Source organism: Herbidospora mongoliensis (assembly GCF_001570545.1).
Taxonomy (GTDB): Bacteria; Actinomycetota; Actinomycetes; order Streptosporangiales; family Streptosporangiaceae; genus Herbidospora; species Herbidospora mongoliensis.
Genome location: NZ_BBXD01000016.1, coordinates 310,823 through 327,641, shown reverse-complemented (window position 1 = coordinate 327,641; position 16,819 = coordinate 310,823). Strand labels below are relative to the sequence as shown.

The following is a 16,819-nucleotide window of genomic DNA, read 5'->3' as shown; positions in this document are numbered from 1 at the left end:
GTGGCATGTACCGGTCCGTTCCGGGCGGGGTGTTGATTACAAGCGCGCGTGCACGACGTCACCGGCGCTCAGCGGGTGGTCGACACCCCCGCTTCTGACGATCAACTGGCCCATCTCGCTGATCCCGGTCGCCCGGCCGGTGAGCACCCGCTCGCCGGGCAGTTCGACCCGGACCTCCCGCCCGACGGTCGCGCTGGAGGCCAGGTAGGCGGCCCGCAGGCCCGACGCGTCGGCGTCGCCGCCGGCCAGGCACCAGTCGCGGTAGAGGCGTTCGAGCTCCCGCAGCACCCCCACCAGCAGCCGGTCGCGGTCGAGGCAGGCCGACCCGGCCAGCGCGAGCGAGGTGGCGTGGCCGACGGGGAGTTCGGTGTCGCGGAGGCTGACGTTGAGGCCCATGCCGATGACGACGGCCGAGTCGATGCGCTCGGCCAGGATGCCGGCCAGCTTGCTTTCGTCGTGGAGCAGGTCGTTGGGCCACTTGAGCCGCACGTCGACCTCCCCCGCCTCGCGGATCGCGGTGGCGGCGGCCAGCCCGAACAGCAGCGGCAGCCAGCCCTGCCGGGCCACGGGGACATCGGGCCGCAGCAGCACGGAGAAGGTGAGCCCCGATCGCGGCGGGGCGATCCAGACGCGGCCGAGACGGCCCCGCCCGGCGTATTGGGATTCGGCCACCAGGACGGCCCCTTCACGGACGCCGTCGCGGACGGCCTGTGAGAGATCGGCGTTGGTGGAACCGGTGCGCTCGACGACGGTGAGGGACGACCACAGCGATCCGGGTCTGACCAGCTCGGCCCGGAGGGCGGCCTGGGACAGTTGGGGACGGTCCAAATCGGGATACGAGGGTTCGGGCACGACTGCCATTCTCCCTTCCGAACACCGCTCTGTTCGACGAACAGTCGATGACCTGGGATTACTACCCCATGTAGTCGAACCTACCCGTGCGGTTAAAGGTTCGCTCCCTTTGTCCCAAAATGAAAGGCCCCTCACGGCTTCCGCCACGAGAGGCCTTCCGGCATGGGCTCAGCCCGTGTTCTGCAGGCCCGCCGCCACCCCGTTGACGCTGAGGAGCAGAAGCGTCGAGAGGCTCTCGCGCTCGGCCTCGCTCAGGTCCTCGGTGGTCCGCAGCGCGGTCAGCGCCCGCAACTGCAGGTGCGACAGCGCGTCGACGTAGGGGTCGCGGAGCTGTACGGCCCTGGACAGCACCCGGCGGCTCTCGAGCAGCCGGGAGTGCCCGGTGATCTCCAGAACCAGGCGCCGGGTCAGGTCGTATTCGTCCATGACCTGCTTGGAGAAGTCGTCGCGGGCGCCCAGTGCCAGGTAACGGCTGGCGATGGCGCGGTCGGTCTTGGCCAGCGACATCTCCACGTTGTCGAGCAGCGAGGCGAACAGCGGCCACTCCTTGTAGGCCTCCCGCAGTTCCGCCACGCCGCCGGCGTCGAGGACTGCGGCCAGGCCGGAGCCCAGGCCGTACCAACCAGGGAGGTTGACCCTCGTCTGGGCCCAGGCGAAGACCCAGGGGATGGCACGCAGGTCGTCGAGCGACTTCGGCGCCCCCAGCCCTCGGCGGGCCGGACGCGAGCCCAGGCGCAGCGAGCCGATCTCCTCCAGCGGGCTGACCGCCGAGAACCACTCGGGGAAGCCGGGCGCCTCGGTCAGGCCCCGGTAGGCCCGCTCGGAGGCGGTGGCCACCTGGTCGGCGAGCACGCGGAACTTCGCGGCGGCGGTGGCGGTGCGTTCCTCGACCGTGCTGGTCGAGGCGAGCAGCACGGCGTTGGTGACCTGCTCGATGTGGCGGCGGGCGATGGCGATGTGGCCGTAGCGGGCGAAGATGACCTCGCCCTGCTCGGTGACCTTGAACCGGCCGTTGACCGAACCCGGCGCCTGGGCGAGCACCGCCCGGTTGGCCGGTCCGCCGCCCCGGCCGAGAGCGCCGCCCCGGCCGTGGAAGAGGGTGAGCTTGATGTCGTTGTCGGCGGCCCACCTGGTGAGCGCGGCCTGCGCGTCGTAGAGGCGCATGGTCGCGGCGGCCGGCCCGAGTTCCTTGGCGGAGTCGGAGTAGCCGAGCATGACCTCGACCCGGCGGCCGTTGGCCGCGAGCCGCTTCTGTACGGGTTCAGAGGCGATCATCCCGGTCAGCACCTGCACCGAGTTGTCGAGGTCCTCGCCCGACTCGAACAGCGGCACCACGTCGATCTCCGGCGCGCGGTCGCCCAGGGCGTGCTTGGCCAGGGCGTACACAGCCAGGATGTCGTCGGCGGAGCGGGTGAACGAGACGACGTAACGGGAACAGGCCGTCACCCCGAACCGCTCCTGGACCCAGGCGATGCTCCGGATCGTGGCCAGCACCTCGTCGGTGCGCTCCGACCGGGCCCCGCCTGCTTCGATCTCGGCCAGCGCGGCGGCGTGCACCTGGGAGTGCTGCCGCACCTCCAGCTCGGCCAGGTGGAACCCGAAGGTCTCCACCTGCCAGATCAGATGCTGCAGTTCTCCGTACGCCTGCCGCACCGCCCCCGCCTCCACCAGCGAGTTCTGCGCCAGCAGCAGATCGGTGAGCAGGTCGGCGGGCGACCGGTAGGCGAGGTCGAGGTCGCGCCGCCGGGTCGCGGCGATCCGGCCGGCCACGAACAGCAGCCACTGCCGGTGCGGCTCCTGCGGAGAGCGGGTCGACATCTCGGAGACGAGGTCGGGGAAGTCGCCCTCGGCGCGCGACAGGGCGGCGCGCAGGTCGGCCGAGAGCGGGGTGCGCTCGGCGGCCAGCGTCATCGTGCGGGCGATGCGGGTGGCGGCGTTCTCCAGCGCGATCAGCACGTGCTCGTTCTGGATCAGCAGGGCCTCACGCGTGACCTTCGAGGTCACGTTGGGGTTGCCGTCGCGGTCGCCGCCGATCCAGGAGCCGTAGCGGATGTAGGGGCGGGCGATCGGCGCGCGGGTGCCGGTGCCCGGTTCGAGCGCGCTGTCGAGCGACCGGTAGATCAGCGGCACCGCCCGGAAGAGCGTCTCGTCGAAAGCCGCCATCGCGGTGCGCACCTCGTCGAGCGGGTCGAGCTTGGTCGAGCGCAGCTGGGCGGTCCGCCAGAGCAGGTCGACCTCCTCACGCAGCCGCCGCTTGGCCTCCTGCTGCTCGCCCGCGCCGCGGCCAGGCGTGTTGTAGAGGTCGAGGTGGGCGCTGATCCGCTGGATCGCGGTCACCACGGCCCGGCGTCGCGCCTCGGTCGGGTGGGCGGTGAGGACCGGCCGGAACTCCAGCTCCCCGATGAGACGGTCGAGCTCCTCGGACCCCACGTCGTTCCGGAGCGCCCGGACCGCCTGCGGCAGCGACTCGGGCACCGGCACGTCGTCACGGTCCCGCTGCCGCAGGATGCGGATGCGGTAGTGCTCCTCGGCCAGGTTGGCGAGGTGGAAGTAGCAGGTGAAGGCCCGGGCGATCAGCACGGCGCGGTCGAGCGGCCAGTCGGCGACCAGGGCGGCCACGTCGTCGACCGTGGTCTCGCGCCTGCGGGCGGCGATGACCGCTTTGCGCAGGCGTTCGACATCGGCCAACAGGTCGGGGCCGCCGTCTTCGGCAATAGCCTGCCCCAGGATCTCTCCCAGAAGGCGGACGTCGGCGCGGAGGTCGTCGGGCATCTCGGTGACGGCGCTGTGGCGGTCTTCGTGAGAGAGGGCGGCCATGGTTGGAAGACTAGCGAGTGCCCCAGGTCAAGCTGAGACCGGTCTCACCCATTGGACTAGACCACTGTCTAGGTCGGCCGGGACACGTCGGCCATCAGCTCGGGCATGCGCCGGAGCCCGATCTCCGACGCCTTGCGGCGGGCCAGCCAGGCCAGCCCGAACCCGTAGAACGGCATCAGCACCGACACCCAGACGAAGCCCGACATGACCGGGATGAGCACGGGCAGCGACAGCGCCGCGCCGCCGACCATCGACCCGATCGACGACACGAACGCCTGCCCGCCCTGCCCGGGGGCCGCGCCGGTGAAGGCGTTGATGCGCTCGGGCTGGGTGTAGGCCATGTAGACGCTGGTGAACGATCCGACCGAGAAGACCAGCCCCATCACGCCCCAGCCGGTCAGCGCGGCCGGGAGGATCCATTCGGGCCGGGTCAGCAGCCCGGTGACCACGGCCGTCACGCCGAGCAGCGGGACGCCGATGACGGAGATGGCGAGCTGGCGTCCGGCCAGGTCGGCGCGGAGCGCCTCGGGCTTGGCGTAGACGACGGCGTTCATCCACAGCGCCCTGCCGTCGATGCCGAAGGAGTTGGTCGCCTGCAGCGCCACCACCAGGCCGCCCAGCCAGACGGGGAAGACGCCCATCCAGACGGTCGGCCCGCCGTCGGTGTTGCTCCGGGTCGAGATGATCATGACGATCATGATGGCCAGCACGCTGACCCAGGTGACCCGTCCCCGGGGGTCGCGCCGGGCGTACTTGAGCTCCTTGGCGGCCACCGCGCCCAGCACCCCTTCGGGAAGCAGCCCGCCGAACCGCGACCGCCGGACGCTGCCGCCGCCCTGGCTGGAGGCGTCGGGCCGGACGAGCGCGGCCTTCAACGCGATGATCCACAGCCACGCGCACCCGGCCGTGAACAGCGCGACGGCGATGACCTCGGCGAGCCCGACGAGCCCGCCGTCGGCGATGCCGTGCACGACCATGCCGGTGGGCGTCCACCGCAGCACGTCGGCCAGCCCCGCGATGGCCTCCGGCCCGATGTTCAGCCCCGTGTTGAGCAGCAACCCGGGCACCTGCGTGCCGACCACGACGAGGATGACCGCGACGGCGAGCACATCACGCCCCCGCCGCGTCCGCAGCACCCCCGACAGCCCGGTTGTGACCAGCCTTGACACGACGAGACAGCAGGCGAACGCGATCGGCACCCCGACGATCCCGAGGAGCACCCCGGTCACCGACCGGCCCACCCCGAAGATCACGCCGGTCATCGCGAACAGCGAGGCGATCGGCCAGATCCCGACGGCGGACGACGCCAGCAGCCCTCTCGCGAGCTGCCCGGTGCGCAGCGGGAACAGCGCCAGCCGGGCGGGGTCGAGCGTGTCGTCGAGCCCGAACATCAGCAGCGGCCCGGCGATCCACATGGTCAGAATGGCCGTGTAGAAGATGATCCCGATGTCGGCGGCCATCCCCGGTTCGAGGATCCGCGGCGCGCCCAGGAAGAAGAAGCCGACGATGGCGACCAGCAGCCCCGCGATCAGCGAGAAGACGAACCCGGCCCGCCGCCCGCCGGTCCCCTTGAGGCTCCCGGCGACCAGCCGCAGCTTCAGCCGGACGAAGAGCCCAACCACGTGAGACCCCCCTCTCCAGACTCGCCCGCGCCGACGAGCTCGAGAAAGGCCTCGTTGAGCGAGCGCCCGCGCCTGACCTCGTCGATCGGCCCCTGGGCGACGATCTGCCCCCGCGACATGACCGACACCCAGTCGCAGAGGCGCTCGACGAGATCCATGACGTGGCTGGAGAAGATGACGGTGGACCCCGAGGCGGTGTAGCGACGCAGCACCTCGGCGAGCGTGTTGGCACTGACCGGGTCGACGCCCTCGAAGGGTTCGTCGAGGAAGAGGACGGCCGGGTTGTGCAGCAGCGCCGCCGCCAGCCCGATCTTCTTCCGCATGCCGGTCGAGTAGTCGACGACCAGCTTGTCCTGCGAATCGAGGAGATCCATGACGGCCAGCAGCTCGGCGGCGCGCTGCTCGCCCTCGGCCCGCGGGATGCCCCGGAGCTCGGCGTTGTAGGCGAGCAGCTCCCGCCCGGACAGCCGCTCGAACAGCCGCAGCCCTTCGGGCAGCACCCCGATCGACGCCTTGACCTTGACCGGATCGGCCCACGCGTCGGCGCCGTGGATCTCGATCAGCCCCCCATCGGGCCGCAACAGCCCGGTGATCATGCTGAGCGTCGTGGTCTTCCCGGCCCCGTTGGGCCCGACGAGCCCCGCGAAACTCCCGGCCGGTACGACCAGATCAACCCCAGCGACCGCAACCTGCTGCCCGAAAGCCTTCACCAGGCCCCGCGTCCGAACCGCCTCCGTCATGCCTCCCACTCTGCCCTGACCCGACGGGATCCGGCTTTGCCCTGGGCTGCCACGAGGTCACAATTGTCCGACAGTGGCCCGGCCCGGCGGTCACGGCAGCAGGATGATCTTGCCGTTGACCGTGCGGGACTCGGCGAGGGTCAGCGCCGCGGCCGCCTCGTCGAGCGGGAACCGGGCGGCGATGGTGGCCTTCAACGTCCCGTCCGCGAGCAGGGCGAACACCTGTCCCAGGTCTTCTTCGAGGTGTTCCCGGAAGCGTGCCGGCCGCATCCGGTGGCCCGACCACACGTCGTAGAACGTCGCGCGGTGCCCGTTCGGCAGCGCGTTCCACAGCAGCACCCGGCTGATGGCCTTCAGGAACGGCACCACCAGACCGCCGGTGCCGCCCACCTCCGCGATGATGGCGTAACAGACCAGGGCCCCGCGCGGCGCCAGCAGCCCGTAGGAGACCCGCATCATGGGCCCGCCGATGTTGTCGAACACCGCGTCGACCCCTCCCGGGGACAGCTCCCGGACCCGGTCGGCGAGGTTCGGGTCGTTGTAGTCGACGGGTTCGACCCCGGCCGCCCTGAGCGCGTCGTGGTGGCGGGGCGAGGCTCCCCCGATGACCCTCACTCCGGCGTGCCGGGCGAGTTGGATGAGGATTCCGCCCACGCCTCCGCCGGCGCCGTGTACGAGGATCGTCTGACCGGGTCGGACGCGCGCCGCCCGGTGCAGCATCTGCCACGCGGTCACGCCGTTGACCACGACGGTCTCCGCCTCGGCCGGGTCGAGCCCGGCCGGCACGACGACGCTGTCGCGTGCCTCGACCACCGCGTGACTGGCCCAGCCGCCGGTCTTCGTCAGCGTCGCGACCCTCGCGCCGATGAGCGAGCCGTCCACCTGCGGTCCTGCCCGCAGGACTGTGCCGACCAGGTCGTATCCCGGGACGAAGGGGAACTTCGGCTGCCCGAAGTAGCGGCCGCGGCGCATCGCCTGCTCGGCGTAGGAGACGCCGGTGGCCTCGACGGCGACCAGGATCTGACCCGGCCCTGGGGCGTCCAGCGGGCCCTCTTCGACGATCAGCCCATCGGGCTCCACGAGGCCGGGCAGGACGACTCTCCTGGCCGAGGCGGGGGATGCGTTCATGGCGGTCTCCATTCGATAAGTAACTGACCGATCAGTCACAACTACGAGCCGAAAAAGCCCGCCATCGGCTCGATGGCGGTCAGTGGCTGATTCCGGCGCTCACCGTGCGGGCCCAGCTTTCGTCGACGGCCCCGAGATCGGCCTGGACGATGAGGTGGCAGAGCTGGCCATAGGCCATGAAGAACTGCACCGCCCCCGGCTCCGCGCCGGAAACCCGCGAGACGGCCTGGACCACCCGCGCGACTCCTCGGCGGACGGCGTCCCGGATCTCCGGGACGTCACAGGCGCTCTGCGCGTGCACCTGCAGCATGATCAGATTCCGATCGCGGATCAGCTCCATGTAGGCGGCCGACATGGCGGCCAGCACCTCTTCGGGCGAGACCGGCCCTGCGGCCTCGCCGCCCTTGACGAGCGTGGCGGTGACCTGGTCGTAGCAGTGGTCGACGGTCGCGACGAAGAGACCGAGCTTGCCGGGGAACAGGCGGAACACATAGGCGGGCGACACCCCGGCCGCTTCGGCGACCTCGGCGACGGGGGTGGCGTGATAGCCGGCATGCGCGAACGCCGCCACGGCGCGCGACACGATCTTCGCGCGCTGCTCCTCGGCGGTGGAACGTGGTGACATGTGACTGATTGAACACTCACAACCTGAAAGCGTCAAGCGATCCGACGAGGAGCACCCGGCCGAACCACTTGGCTGGTACGTCTAGGGAACATGCGGATCTTCCCAGTCATCCTGATCGTGGTAGCCCTGACGGCCGCCTGCGTGGCTGAGCCCGACTTCCCCGGACGGGCCCGCATGGTCGCCGTCCACTGGCAGACCTCACCGGAACGCGAGCCCTGGACCGACGGCCTGGTCGTGCTGGGCCATCTGAACGTGGAAGCCGAGAACCCCCGGCCCAAATGGGTCTACCGGAGCGTCAGCGCACGTGCCTGGAAATCGGAGACCGACCTGAGCACCGCGGCCCCCGCCCCGGCCGAGCTGCGCTGGAAGGACGGCGGCACCCTGACCGTGCCGCTCCTGTCAGCCGACGCGGCCTTCGCCGCGCTCACCAGGCCGACGGCGACCAACCGGGGAAAGTGCCCGGCGGCCGGCTGCCGCCCGCTGCGGGTGACCAAGGCGGCTCCCGGCGAGGCGACGATCCACAGCAGCCGGGGCGAGGTCACCGTGCCGACATGGGAGTTCACCGTCGAAGGCGTGACGGAGCCCTTCAGCCGGATCGCGGTCGACCCGGAGGCGATGGGCGGCCCGCCCAGGCACTTCGGAGACGACACCTCCGGCGAGGTGGTCACCTACAAGATCCGCACTCCGACCGGGCTCACCCTGACCTACCAGCACGGCGCCTGCGACACGACCCGCGGAGCCCACGCGTACGAGACACCCGAGGTGGTCGTCGTGAAGGTCGACATCGGATTCGACGACCTCCCGGACGGACACGGCTGCCCCGCCATCGGGCTGGTCGACCGGATCGACGTCACCCTGCGCCAGCCCTTGGGCGACCGGGTGATGCTGGACTCCGGCAGCGGCCTGCCGCTCCTGCCGGAGGACGAGATGCCGCGCTCACCCGGCTTCCTCACCTTCGACGCCCGCACGACATAGGCTCCGACAGCCATCACGTCACTCTTCGACGCGGCTTGATCGCCTGCCGGCGAAGTGGTTCACCGCCCACAGGACCACGCCGATGGCCAGCAGGATGAGCGCCCGCAGATAGACCGAGCCCTCCCGCCCCGTGATCGGCAGGAGCAGAACCGCGCAGGCCACCGCGCCCAGCACCGGCGCCCACACCGGCGCGTGGAAGTGGTCGTGGTCGACGGTCTCCCGCCGCAGGACGAGCACGGAGACGTTGACGATCGTGAAGACGGCCAGCAGGAGGAGCACCGTCGTGTCGGCCAGCCCGCCCACGTCCCCGGTGCAGACCAGGACGACGGCGATGGCGACCGTGAAGAGGATGGCGACCCACGGGGTCGAGCGGCCGGGGTGGACCGCGCCGAAGACCTTCGGGACGATGCCCTCCCGCGCCATGCCGTAGACCAGCCTCGACGCCATCAGCATGTTGATCAGCGCGGTGTTGCCCACCGCCAGCAGCGCGATCAGGGCGAAGAGTTTGGGCGGGAACTCCAGTCCGGCCACCTTGACGACCTCCAGCAGCGGGCCGCTGGAGTTCTTCAGTGTCTCGGTGTCGACCAGCATCGTCGCGGTGAACGCCACCGCCAGGTAGATGACCCCCGCCACGGCCAGGCCGCCGAACAGAGCGCGGGGGTAGTTGCGCTGCGGTTCCTGCGCCTCTTCGGCCAGGTTCACCGAGTCCTCGAAGCCGAGCAGGGCGTAGAAGGCCAGGGCGGTTCCGCCCAGAACGCCGAGGAAGGCGCCGTTCTCGGGGTGGAACTCCAGAGCCCGGGAGGGATCTCCGTCGCCCGTGATGAGGGCGTACACACCGATGGCGATGATGACCAGGAGGCCGAACGCCTCGATCACCGTGAGGACCACGTTGACCTTGATCGATTCGGAGATGCCGGCGAAGTTCACCAAGGTCACGATGGCCAGGAAGATGAGGGCGCCGACGACCGTGGGCAGGGTCACGAACTCCGCCAGATACGTGCCGCCGAACGCCCTGGCCGCCGCGCTCGCCGAGGTCACACCGCTCATCAGGACCGCGAAGGCCACGATGAAGGTCAGGAACGGGATGCCGAAGGCGCGGTTGGTGTAGAGGGCCGCGCCGGCGGCCTGGGGGTATTTGCCGACCAGTTCGGCATAAGCCGTCGCGGTCAGCGCGGCCAGGACGAACGCCACCAGGAACGGCAGCCACAGGGCTCCGCCGACCTCGCCGGCGACTTTTCCGGCCAGCGCGTAGATGCCGGCGCCCAGGATGTCGCCGATGACGAACAGCAGAAGCATGCGGCGTCCGATGACGCGCTTCAGACTCGGGGCCTGCGTAGTCATGGCACGCGACTACCCGGTGTGACCCACATCACTCTCGACCCCCTGGGAATTCGCTGGGGACCTCCGGATTACCCTTGCGCCATGACTGCTGAACCGGTGCCCGAGATCGACGTGCACACGACCGCGGGAAAGATCGCCGACCTGGAGCGACGCCTCGACGAGGCCGCGCACGCCGGGTCTGCGCGCGCGGTGTCCAAGCAGCACGAGAAGGGCAAGATGACGGCCCGGGAGCGCCTGGTGGCGTTCCTCGACGAAGGGTCGCTGGTCGAGTTCGACGAGCTGGCGCGGCATCGGTCGACCAGTTTCGGCATGGAGCAGGAGCGCCCGTACGGCGACGGCGTGGTGACCGGATACGGGACCGTCGACGGGCGTCCCGTCGCGGTGTTCGCGCAGGATTTCACCGTGTTCGGCGGGTCGCTGGGCGAGGTGTTCGGCGAGAAGATCGTCAAGGTCATGGACCACGCGCTCAAGACCGGGTGCCCGGTCGTCGGCATCAACGACTCCGGGGGCGCGCGCATCCAGGAGGGCGTCGTCTCCCTCGGTCTGTACGCCGAGATCTTCAAGCGCAACGTGCACGCGTCGGGCGTGATCCCGCAGATCTCGCTGATCATGGGGCCGTGCGCGGGCGGCGCGGTCTACTCCCCCGCCCTCACCGACTTCGTGCTGATGGTGGCCGAGAAGTCGCACATGTTCATCACCGGGCCCGACGTGATCAAGACCGTCACCGGTGAGGAGGTGACGTTCGAGGAGCTCGGCGGCGCGCACACGCACAACTCCAAGTCGGGCGTGGCCCACTACGAGGCGTCCGACGAGCAGGACTGCCTCGACTTCGCGCGGGCGCTGCTGTCGTACCTGCCGTCCAACAACCTCGACGAGCCGCCGGTCTTCGACGCCGAGGCCGACCTGACGGTCACCGACGACGACCGCGAGCTCGACACGCTGATCCCCGACTCGGCCAACCAGCCCTACGACATGGTCACCGTGCTGGCCCACGTGCTCGACGACGGCGAGTTCCTGGAGGTCCACGCCGGGTTCGCGCCCAACATCCTCGTCGGGTTCGGGCGGGTCGAGGGGCGTCCGGTCGGGATCGTGGCCAACCAGCCGATGAGCCTGGCGGGCACGCTCGACATCTCGGCGTCGGAGAAGGCGGCCCGGTTCGTGCGGACCTGCGACGCGTTCAACATCCCCGTGCTGACCTTCGTCGACGTGCCCGGCTTCCTGCCGGGCACCGACCAGGAGTGGAACGGCATCATCCGGCGGGGGGCCAAGCTCCTGTACGCCTACGCCGAGGCCACCGTCCCGTTGGTCACCGTGATCACCCGCAAGGCCTACGGCGGCGCCTATGACGTCATGGGCTCCAAGCACCTCGGCGCCGACGTCAACCTGGCCTGGCCGACCGCGCAGATCGCCGTCATGGGCGCCCAGGGCGCGGTCAACATCCTCTACCGCCGCGAACTCGCCGCCGCCGCCGACCCCGACTCGGCCCGCGCCCGCTACGTCACCGAATACGAGGACACGCTGGCCAACCCTTATCTGGCGGCCGAACGCGGCTACGTCGACGCGGTGATCCGGCCGTCCGACACCCGGGTCAAGGTCGTGCGGTCGCTGCGGGCGCTGCGGGGCAAGAGAGCCTCCCTGCCGCCGAAGAAGCACGGGAACATCCCGCTGTGACCCACCTTCGGATCGTGCGCGGCGACGCGACCCCCGAGGAGGTCGCCGCTCTCGTCGTCGCCCTGCGCGCCGTCGAACAGACGGAGCCGGAACCTGAGCCCGCTCCCGGCCGGTGGCGCGACCCGGCGCGGAGAATGCGCGGATACGTACCCCCAAGGCCCGGTAAGGGAACCTGGAGGGCCAGCGGGCTACCCGAATAGACAGGGATTAGATCGGCCGAACCGGGTGTCAAGTGGCCCAAGAGTTGGGAGTATCTCCAAAAGGGCAATACCAGCTAGACCAACAACACACGGAGTCGAGGCCTGGAGGACGCGATGGCCATCCCGGACCTCGCAGTGCACAGCAGAGCAGCGAAATACGCGGTTCTCGTCGATGTCGGATACCTGTATGCCGCCGCCGGCGAGGTGTTGCTCGGCGCGAAGGAACGTAAGGAATATCGGGTCTCCGCCGACGAGCTGATCCAATCGTTGCAGAAGCATGCCATGGAGCGCCTCCCCGGCGAACTCCTGCGTGTCTATTGGTACGACGCCGCCCGCGACCGGGTGCCCACCGTTGACCAGAGGGTCATCGCCCAGCTCCCTTGGGTGAAGGTGCGGCTTGGCAACTTGAACGCGCGTGGCCAGCAGAAGGGCGTGGACGCCCAAATAAGAAGCGACCTTGAGGCGCTGGCCCGCCACCACGCCGTCAGTGACACCGTTTTGATCGCCGGTGACGAGGACATGGTGCCGGCGGTGGAGGCCGCCCAGGCCTACGGCGTGCGGGTGCACCTGTGGGGGGTCGAGCCGCCTTTCGGCACGAACCAGGCAGAGCGGCTGGTGTGGGAGTCCGACACGGTTGAGATTATTTTGGCCGACTTCCTGCGTCCCTACTTCACCCGCGCGCCCATCCCGGTCGCGGTGACGCCGCCGCCGTCTCCGGCGCAGGTGTTCGCCGGGCGTACCGCCAAGCCGGTCGCGCCGCCACAAAAACAGGCGGGGCAGCCCAAGCTGGGGCCCAGCCGTCCGAGGGTGGAGGAAGTGGGCGAGCACGTGGCCCAGAAGTGGATCCTCACGCGGGGGCGTGACAACATCCGCGATCTCCTCCCCGGCCCGCTGTTGCCGACCGTCATCGACACCGAACTGCTGATCGAGGCGGAGAAGGAGCTGGGGCACTCACTGCGGCCCTATCCGGAAGCCCGCGTATGGTTGCGCGACGGCTTCTGGGCGCGTGTCTACCGGGAGTTCGACCTGGGTGTCGGAGTCTCCTCGAAGTAGCCCCTGGGCACCTAGATATGCCGAAATTTCGGGCGGCGCAAGCCGCCCGATTTTCCGCGCCGTCGCCGACCTCCGCCGCCGTTCGGGGGGCTTTTCTTTTTCTGTTACGGCTCCGCCTGGCCGGCACCGCCCGCCGTCTCCAGTCGGCTCGTAACCGGCGCCAACCGGCCGCGAAGGCGAGGCGTTCGACGACGTTCCGCCTGGTCACAGGCCCACTCACGGCCAGGTCCGAATTCCGCCAGCCCGACCCTATGAGCTGGGCGTAGCGTAGCTGGCGTGAACACACTCGACTTCGAAGAGCGCTACCTGGTGATCTCGGCCAGGGATCGCAGGTTCGACGGGCGGTTCTACACGGCGGTGACCTCGACCGGGATCTACTGCCGGCCGATCTGCCCGGCGCGGACCCCCGCCCGCAAGAACGTGCGGTTCTACGACCACGCCGCCTCCGCCGAGGCGGCCGGGTTCCGGCCCTGCCGCCGGTGCCGGCCTGAGGTCTCGCCGGGCGCGCCCGGCTGGGATGTCCGAGCCGACCTGGTGGGCCGCGCGCTGCGGCTGATCGACGACGGGGTCGCCGACGAGGGCGGGGTGGCCGAGCTCGCCCGGCGGCTGCACGTCAGCGAACGGCACCTGCACCGGCTGTTCGCGGCCGAACTGGGCACCGGGCCGCTCGCGGTGGCCCGGACCCGGCGGCTGCTGCTCGCCAAGCAGTTGCTGACCGAGACGTCCCTGCCGATGGCCGACGTGGCGTTCGCCGCCGGGTTCGGTTCGGTACGCCAGTTCAACTCCGCCATGAAGGACTCCTACCGGTTCGCCCCCAGTGACCTGCGGAAGTCCGACGGTCCGATGGCCTCCGGAGGGCTGACGCTGCGGCTGGGGGTCCGGCAGCCGTTCGAGGCGCGGGCGCTGCTGGGCTTCCTGGCGGCGCGGGCTGTGCCCGGCGTGGAGGAGGTCGTCGGCAACGCCGTCTACAAGCGGCGCATCCCCGGCGGGGAGGTCACCCTGACCCCCGTCACCGACCACGTCAGGCTGACCGTGACCGGCGGGGACACCCGGCAGCTGGCCAGGATCGTGGCCCGCTGCCGCCGCCTGCTCGACCTGGACGCCGACCCCCACGCCATCACCGCCGCCCTCGAATCGACCATGCTGGGGCCGCTCGTCGCGGCCCGGCCGGGGTTGCGGGTGCCGGGGGCGTGGGATTCGTTCGAGCTGCTCGTCCGGGCGGTCGTCGGCCAGCAGATCTCCGTCGCTGGGGCACGCACGATCCTGGGGCGCATCGCGGCCCGGTCGGCGGAGATCTTCCCGTCGGCCGAGGAGATGGTGAGCCTCGACCTCGACGGGCTGGGCATGACGACCCGCCGGGTGGCCACGTTGCGGGCCGCCGCCAAGGCGGTCGCGTCCGGGGAGATCGACCTGGAGGCCGGCGACCCGGCCGAGACGGTCGCGGCGCTGCTGGACCTGCCGGGGATCGGGCCGTGGACCGCCGGATACGTCGCCCTGCGCGCCCTGCGCGATCCCGACGCGTGGCCCGACGACGATCTCGGGCTGCGCCGCACGATGGCCGCGCTGGCCATCCCGATGAGTGAGACCGAGCGCTGGCGGCCCTGGCGGGCCTACGCCGCGCTGCATCTGTGGAACGCCGAGGAGAAATCATGATCATCACACAGACCGTGCAGACCCCGGCCGGACCGCTGGCCCTGCTGGCCAAGGACGACGTGCTCGTGGCGGCCGGCTTCACCGGGGACCCCGAGGCCATGTTCGTCCGGCTCGCTCCGGAACTGCGAAAGCTGGGCCTGGCGGTCGGGGAGGTGCCGGGGGCGGCGGGAGCCGTAAAGGAATATCTGGACGGACGCCTCGACGCCCTCGACGACATCGCGGCCGTCCAGCCCGGCACGGAGCGGCGGCAGCGGCTTCTGACCGCGCTGCGCGGGGTCAAGGCCGGCACGACGGTCCGCTACGCGGAACTGGCCGAACGGGCCGGAATGCCGCGAACGGCGGCCCGCGCGGCCGGAGGGGCCTGCGCCCAGAACCTGATCGCCCCGTTCATCCCCTGCCACCGGGTGCTGCCCGCGTCGGGCGGCTACGGCGGCTACTACTACGGGACCCCGGTCAAGGAATGGCTGCTCGCCCACGAGGGCGCGAGCCTCTGAGCGGTTTGAGGGCCGTGATCGTGCGCCGAAGGAGATGTGACGGACGCACGATCACGGGCTTTGACGACTACCCCTCGACGGAGGTTTGCACCTCACCCACAGGGACGTCTCGGGTTACCGTCGCCTCCACCGGATCGTAAACGAACGGTACGACAGACTGGTCGACATTGCTCGTCACGGGCCATACCGTCGTCACGGTCATCGTGTAGACCTTGCGGGGCTGGTCGGCCGATGCGCGCAGGTAGCGGACGCCGCAGTTGAAGGTGCCGCCCTTGACGTAGGGGCGGCCGCTCGGGCCGCAGTTCTGTTTCACCTCGGCGCGGTCGGCGGTGGTGCCGGCGTCGATGGTGATGTTGTCGAGGGTCGCGGTGACGGTCGCGGACATGACGCCCGGCAGCGTGGCGGTGACCGATCGGGTGGTCTCGCCGGTGTTGCCCAGCCAGACCCAGGTCGGCAGGTTGACGAAGCTCTTCGCGTCGGGGTTGAGCTCGATCGTCGGTTCCGGGACGGTCAGGGCGGCGCGGGCGATCTCCAGGAGTTCGGCGATGGTGATCCCGCCGGGCGGCGTCTCACCTTCGGGGACCCACAGCGCCCCCTGGAGGTTCGACCAGCAGGCCATGCCACCGGGGTCGGCCGCGTTGTAGGCGGGGGACCACCAGCGGCCGTCCTGGCCGACCTTGTCCTTGTACTGCTCCAGGAACTTCTGGAAGTCCTCTTCGGTGCCGCCGGGGTTGGTGTGGAACCACCACGAGCGGAGTTCTTCCTGGGTTTTCAGCATGTCCTCGGCGGAGTTGCCGGGTTCGTACCAGCAGGGTCGTTTGATCCGGTAGCCGTCGGCACGACCGGAGGTCCCGGTGCCGCTGATGATGATGCTGGAGTTGGACAGCTGGACGCCGACGGTCCGGCCCGTCTGGAAGCCCTCACCGTGGGCGCCGCCGGGGTTCGGGTCGGCGCTGAGCAGGTTCAGGGCCAGGGTCAAGGCGAGCACGGCTTTCACCGTTGGCACTCCTTCGCGGCTTGGTCGGGGTAGGCGGCGTGCTTGAAGAGCTTGACGCGCCAGGTGCCGTCGTCCCCTCGCCGTACGGCGGCGACCTGGAGGTAGATGGATTTGGGGGGCTTGGTCCAGTTGGGCTGGTTGGCCACCGGGGTGTCGGTCTCGTCGATGACCTGGATGCCCGAGGTGTCGACGCAGGCGTCGATCTCGGCGCCCCGGCCGTCGACCGCGGCGACGCGGATCGAATAGAGCTTGGCGGTGCCCTGGGCCGAGGTGTCGGTCGCGGTGAAGCTGGTGACCCAGGCCAGGGCGGTCCGGCTCGCGTCGTCTTCGACGCCGGCCAGGTAGGTGTCGTCGGTGCCGCCCGACGCGACCGCCTTCCACTGGTCGACATAGGAGTCGGCGAAGGCGGCGATCATGTCGTCGCGCTGGTCGGGCCACTCGATGGAGATCTTCAGGGTGTCGGTGATCGTGATGGTCTCCGCGGTCGCCGGAGGCGCCTCGACGGCGGCCTTCGACGGGGCCGCGCCCTGGGGGGTGAACCCCTTGTCCGCCGGGGCTCCGCAGGCGGTCAGGGCGGCCGCGAGCCCGAAGACGGCTACCCAGCGCACGGGGCGAACGTAACGATCGGCCGGGACCGTTATCCAGTGATGT

15 protein-coding genes are annotated in these 16,819 nt (G+C 70.3%); 6 read left to right on the top strand and 9 right to left on the bottom strand.

The window, feature by feature from the left end; all coding sequences use genetic code 11:
• Window positions 1-36 precede the first annotated feature (36 nt).
• From AW272_RS24260 to AW272_RS24235, 6 genes are all read right to left on the bottom strand, one after another.
• On the bottom strand, window positions 37-861 hold the full coding sequence (locus tag AW272_RS24260; RefSeq protein ID WP_218011031.1) for a biotin--[acetyl-CoA-carboxylase] ligase: 825 nt from the start codon (window positions 859-861) through the stop codon (window positions 37-39).
• A 159-nt stretch (window positions 862-1,020) separates the two neighbouring features.
• Window positions 1,021-3,669, bottom strand: coding sequence for a phosphoenolpyruvate carboxylase (locus tag AW272_RS24255; protein ID WP_066369372.1), 2,649 nt, complete (start codon window positions 3,667-3,669; stop codon window positions 1,021-1,023).
• Window positions 3,670-3,737: 68 nt separating this feature from the next.
• Window positions 3,738-5,291, bottom strand: a complete 1,554-nt coding sequence (locus AW272_RS24250; protein WP_066369369.1) for a hypothetical protein — start codon at window positions 5,289-5,291, stop codon at window positions 3,738-3,740.
• Window positions 5,267-6,031 carry an ABC transporter ATP-binding protein gene (locus tag AW272_RS24245; protein WP_066369359.1) on the bottom strand — a complete coding sequence of 255 codons (765 nt, stop codon included), beginning with the start codon at window positions 6,029-6,031 and terminating at the stop codon, window positions 5,267-5,269. Before AW272_RS24245 ends, AW272_RS24250 begins: the two co-directional genes overlap by 25 nt.
• 90 nt (window positions 6,032-6,121) lie before the next feature.
• Window positions 6,122-7,159: a medium chain dehydrogenase/reductase family protein gene (locus AW272_RS24240; protein WP_066369573.1), complete on the bottom strand. Its 1,038-nt coding sequence runs from the start codon at window positions 7,157-7,159 to the stop codon at window positions 6,122-6,124.
• A gap of 79 nt (window positions 7,160-7,238) precedes the next feature.
• Entirely contained in the window at window positions 7,239-7,784 is a 546-nt protein-coding gene (locus AW272_RS24235; RefSeq protein ID WP_066369358.1) for a TetR/AcrR family transcriptional regulator, read from the bottom strand.
• 90 nt (window positions 7,785-7,874) lie between these two features.
• On the opposite strand from AW272_RS24235, the gene AW272_RS24230 reads away from it, so the two are divergent.
• Window positions 7,875-8,759, top strand: coding sequence for a hypothetical protein (locus tag AW272_RS24230; RefSeq protein ID WP_066369357.1), 885 nt, complete (start codon window positions 7,875-7,877; stop codon window positions 8,757-8,759).
• 18 nt (window positions 8,760-8,777) lie between these two features.
• Here the strand turns inward: AW272_RS24230 and AW272_RS24225 are convergent, their stop codons facing one another.
• The gene (locus AW272_RS24225) at window positions 8,778-10,055 is read right to left on the bottom strand and encodes an APC family permease (RefSeq protein ID WP_245657695.1); all 1,278 of its coding nucleotides are present in this window, start codon (window positions 10,053-10,055) and stop codon (window positions 8,778-8,780) included.
• A gap of 126 nt (window positions 10,056-10,181) precedes the next feature.
• On the opposite strand from AW272_RS24225, the gene AW272_RS24220 reads away from it, so the two are divergent.
• From AW272_RS24220 to AW272_RS24205, 5 genes are all read left to right on the top strand, one after another.
• Window positions 10,182-11,771: an acyl-CoA carboxylase subunit beta gene (locus AW272_RS24220; RefSeq protein ID WP_066369352.1), complete on the top strand. Its 1,590-nt coding sequence runs from the start codon at window positions 10,182-10,184 to the stop codon at window positions 11,769-11,771.
• Window positions 11,768-11,971 (top strand): acyl-CoA carboxylase subunit epsilon, encoded by a 204-nt coding sequence (locus tag AW272_RS40945; RefSeq protein WP_083958611.1) that lies wholly within the window; start codon window positions 11,768-11,770, stop codon window positions 11,969-11,971. The genes AW272_RS24220 and AW272_RS40945 overlap by 4 nt, the downstream gene beginning before the upstream one ends.
• A 114-nt stretch (window positions 11,972-12,085) precedes the next feature.
• Window positions 12,086-13,024, top strand: a complete 939-nt coding sequence (locus tag AW272_RS24215) for an NYN domain-containing protein (RefSeq protein ID WP_066369350.1) — start codon at window positions 12,086-12,088, stop codon at window positions 13,022-13,024.
• A 276-nt stretch (window positions 13,025-13,300) separates the two neighbouring features.
• Window positions 13,301-14,677 carry a DNA-3-methyladenine glycosylase 2 family protein gene (locus AW272_RS24210; protein WP_066369348.1) on the top strand — a complete coding sequence of 459 codons (1,377 nt, stop codon included), beginning with the start codon at window positions 13,301-13,303 and terminating at the stop codon, window positions 14,675-14,677.
• Window positions 14,674-15,171 carry a methylated-DNA--[protein]-cysteine S-methyltransferase gene (locus tag AW272_RS24205; protein ID WP_066369346.1) on the top strand — a complete coding sequence of 166 codons (498 nt, stop codon included), beginning with the start codon at window positions 14,674-14,676 and terminating at the stop codon, window positions 15,169-15,171. Before AW272_RS24210 ends, AW272_RS24205 begins: the two co-directional genes overlap by 4 nt.
• A 67-nt stretch (window positions 15,172-15,238) precedes the next feature.
• Here the strand turns inward: AW272_RS24205 and AW272_RS24200 are convergent, their stop codons facing one another.
• Together AW272_RS24200 and AW272_RS24195 are read right to left on the bottom strand one after the other, a co-directional pair.
• A complete protein-coding gene (locus AW272_RS24200; protein ID WP_066369344.1) occupies window positions 15,239-16,168 on the bottom strand; it encodes a hypothetical protein in 930 nt (309 codons plus the stop codon).
• Window positions 16,165-16,776, bottom strand: coding sequence for a hypothetical protein (locus AW272_RS24195; RefSeq protein WP_066369342.1), 612 nt, complete (start codon window positions 16,774-16,776; stop codon window positions 16,165-16,167). The genes AW272_RS24200 and AW272_RS24195 overlap by 4 nt, the downstream gene beginning before the upstream one ends.
• Between the last annotated feature and the right edge of the window lie 43 nt (window positions 16,777-16,819).

Coding starts and splice junctions, on each gene's coding strand:
- AW272_RS24260 (WP_218011031.1), bottom strand. CDS start 861: ATGGCAGTCGTGCCCGAACCCTCGTATCCCGATTTGGACCGTCCCCAA.
- AW272_RS24255 (WP_066369372.1), bottom strand. CDS start 3,669: ATGGCCGCCCTCTCTCACGAAGACCGCCACAGCGCCGTCACCGAGATG.
- AW272_RS24245 (WP_066369359.1), bottom strand. CDS start 6,031: ATGACGGAGGCGGTTCGGACGCGGGGCCTGGTGAAGGCTTTCGGGCAG.
- AW272_RS24240 (WP_066369573.1), bottom strand. CDS start 7,159: ATGAACGCATCCCCCGCCTCGGCCAGGAGAGTCGTCCTGCCCGGCCTC.
- AW272_RS24235 (WP_066369358.1), bottom strand. CDS start 7,784: ATGTCACCACGTTCCACCGCCGAGGAGCAGCGCGCGAAGATCGTGTCG.
- AW272_RS24230 (WP_066369357.1), top strand. CDS start 7,875: ATGCGGATCTTCCCAGTCATCCTGATCGTGGTAGCCCTGACGGCCGCC.
- AW272_RS24225 (WP_245657695.1), bottom strand. CDS start 10,055: ATGCTTCTGCTGTTCGTCATCGGCGACATCCTGGGCGCCGGCATCTAC.
- AW272_RS24220 (WP_066369352.1), top strand. CDS start 10,182: ATGACTGCTGAACCGGTGCCCGAGATCGACGTGCACACGACCGCGGGA.
- AW272_RS24215 (WP_066369350.1), top strand. CDS start 12,086: ATGGCCATCCCGGACCTCGCAGTGCACAGCAGAGCAGCGAAATACGCG.
- AW272_RS24205 (WP_066369346.1), top strand. CDS start 14,674: ATGATCATCACACAGACCGTGCAGACCCCGGCCGGACCGCTGGCCCTG.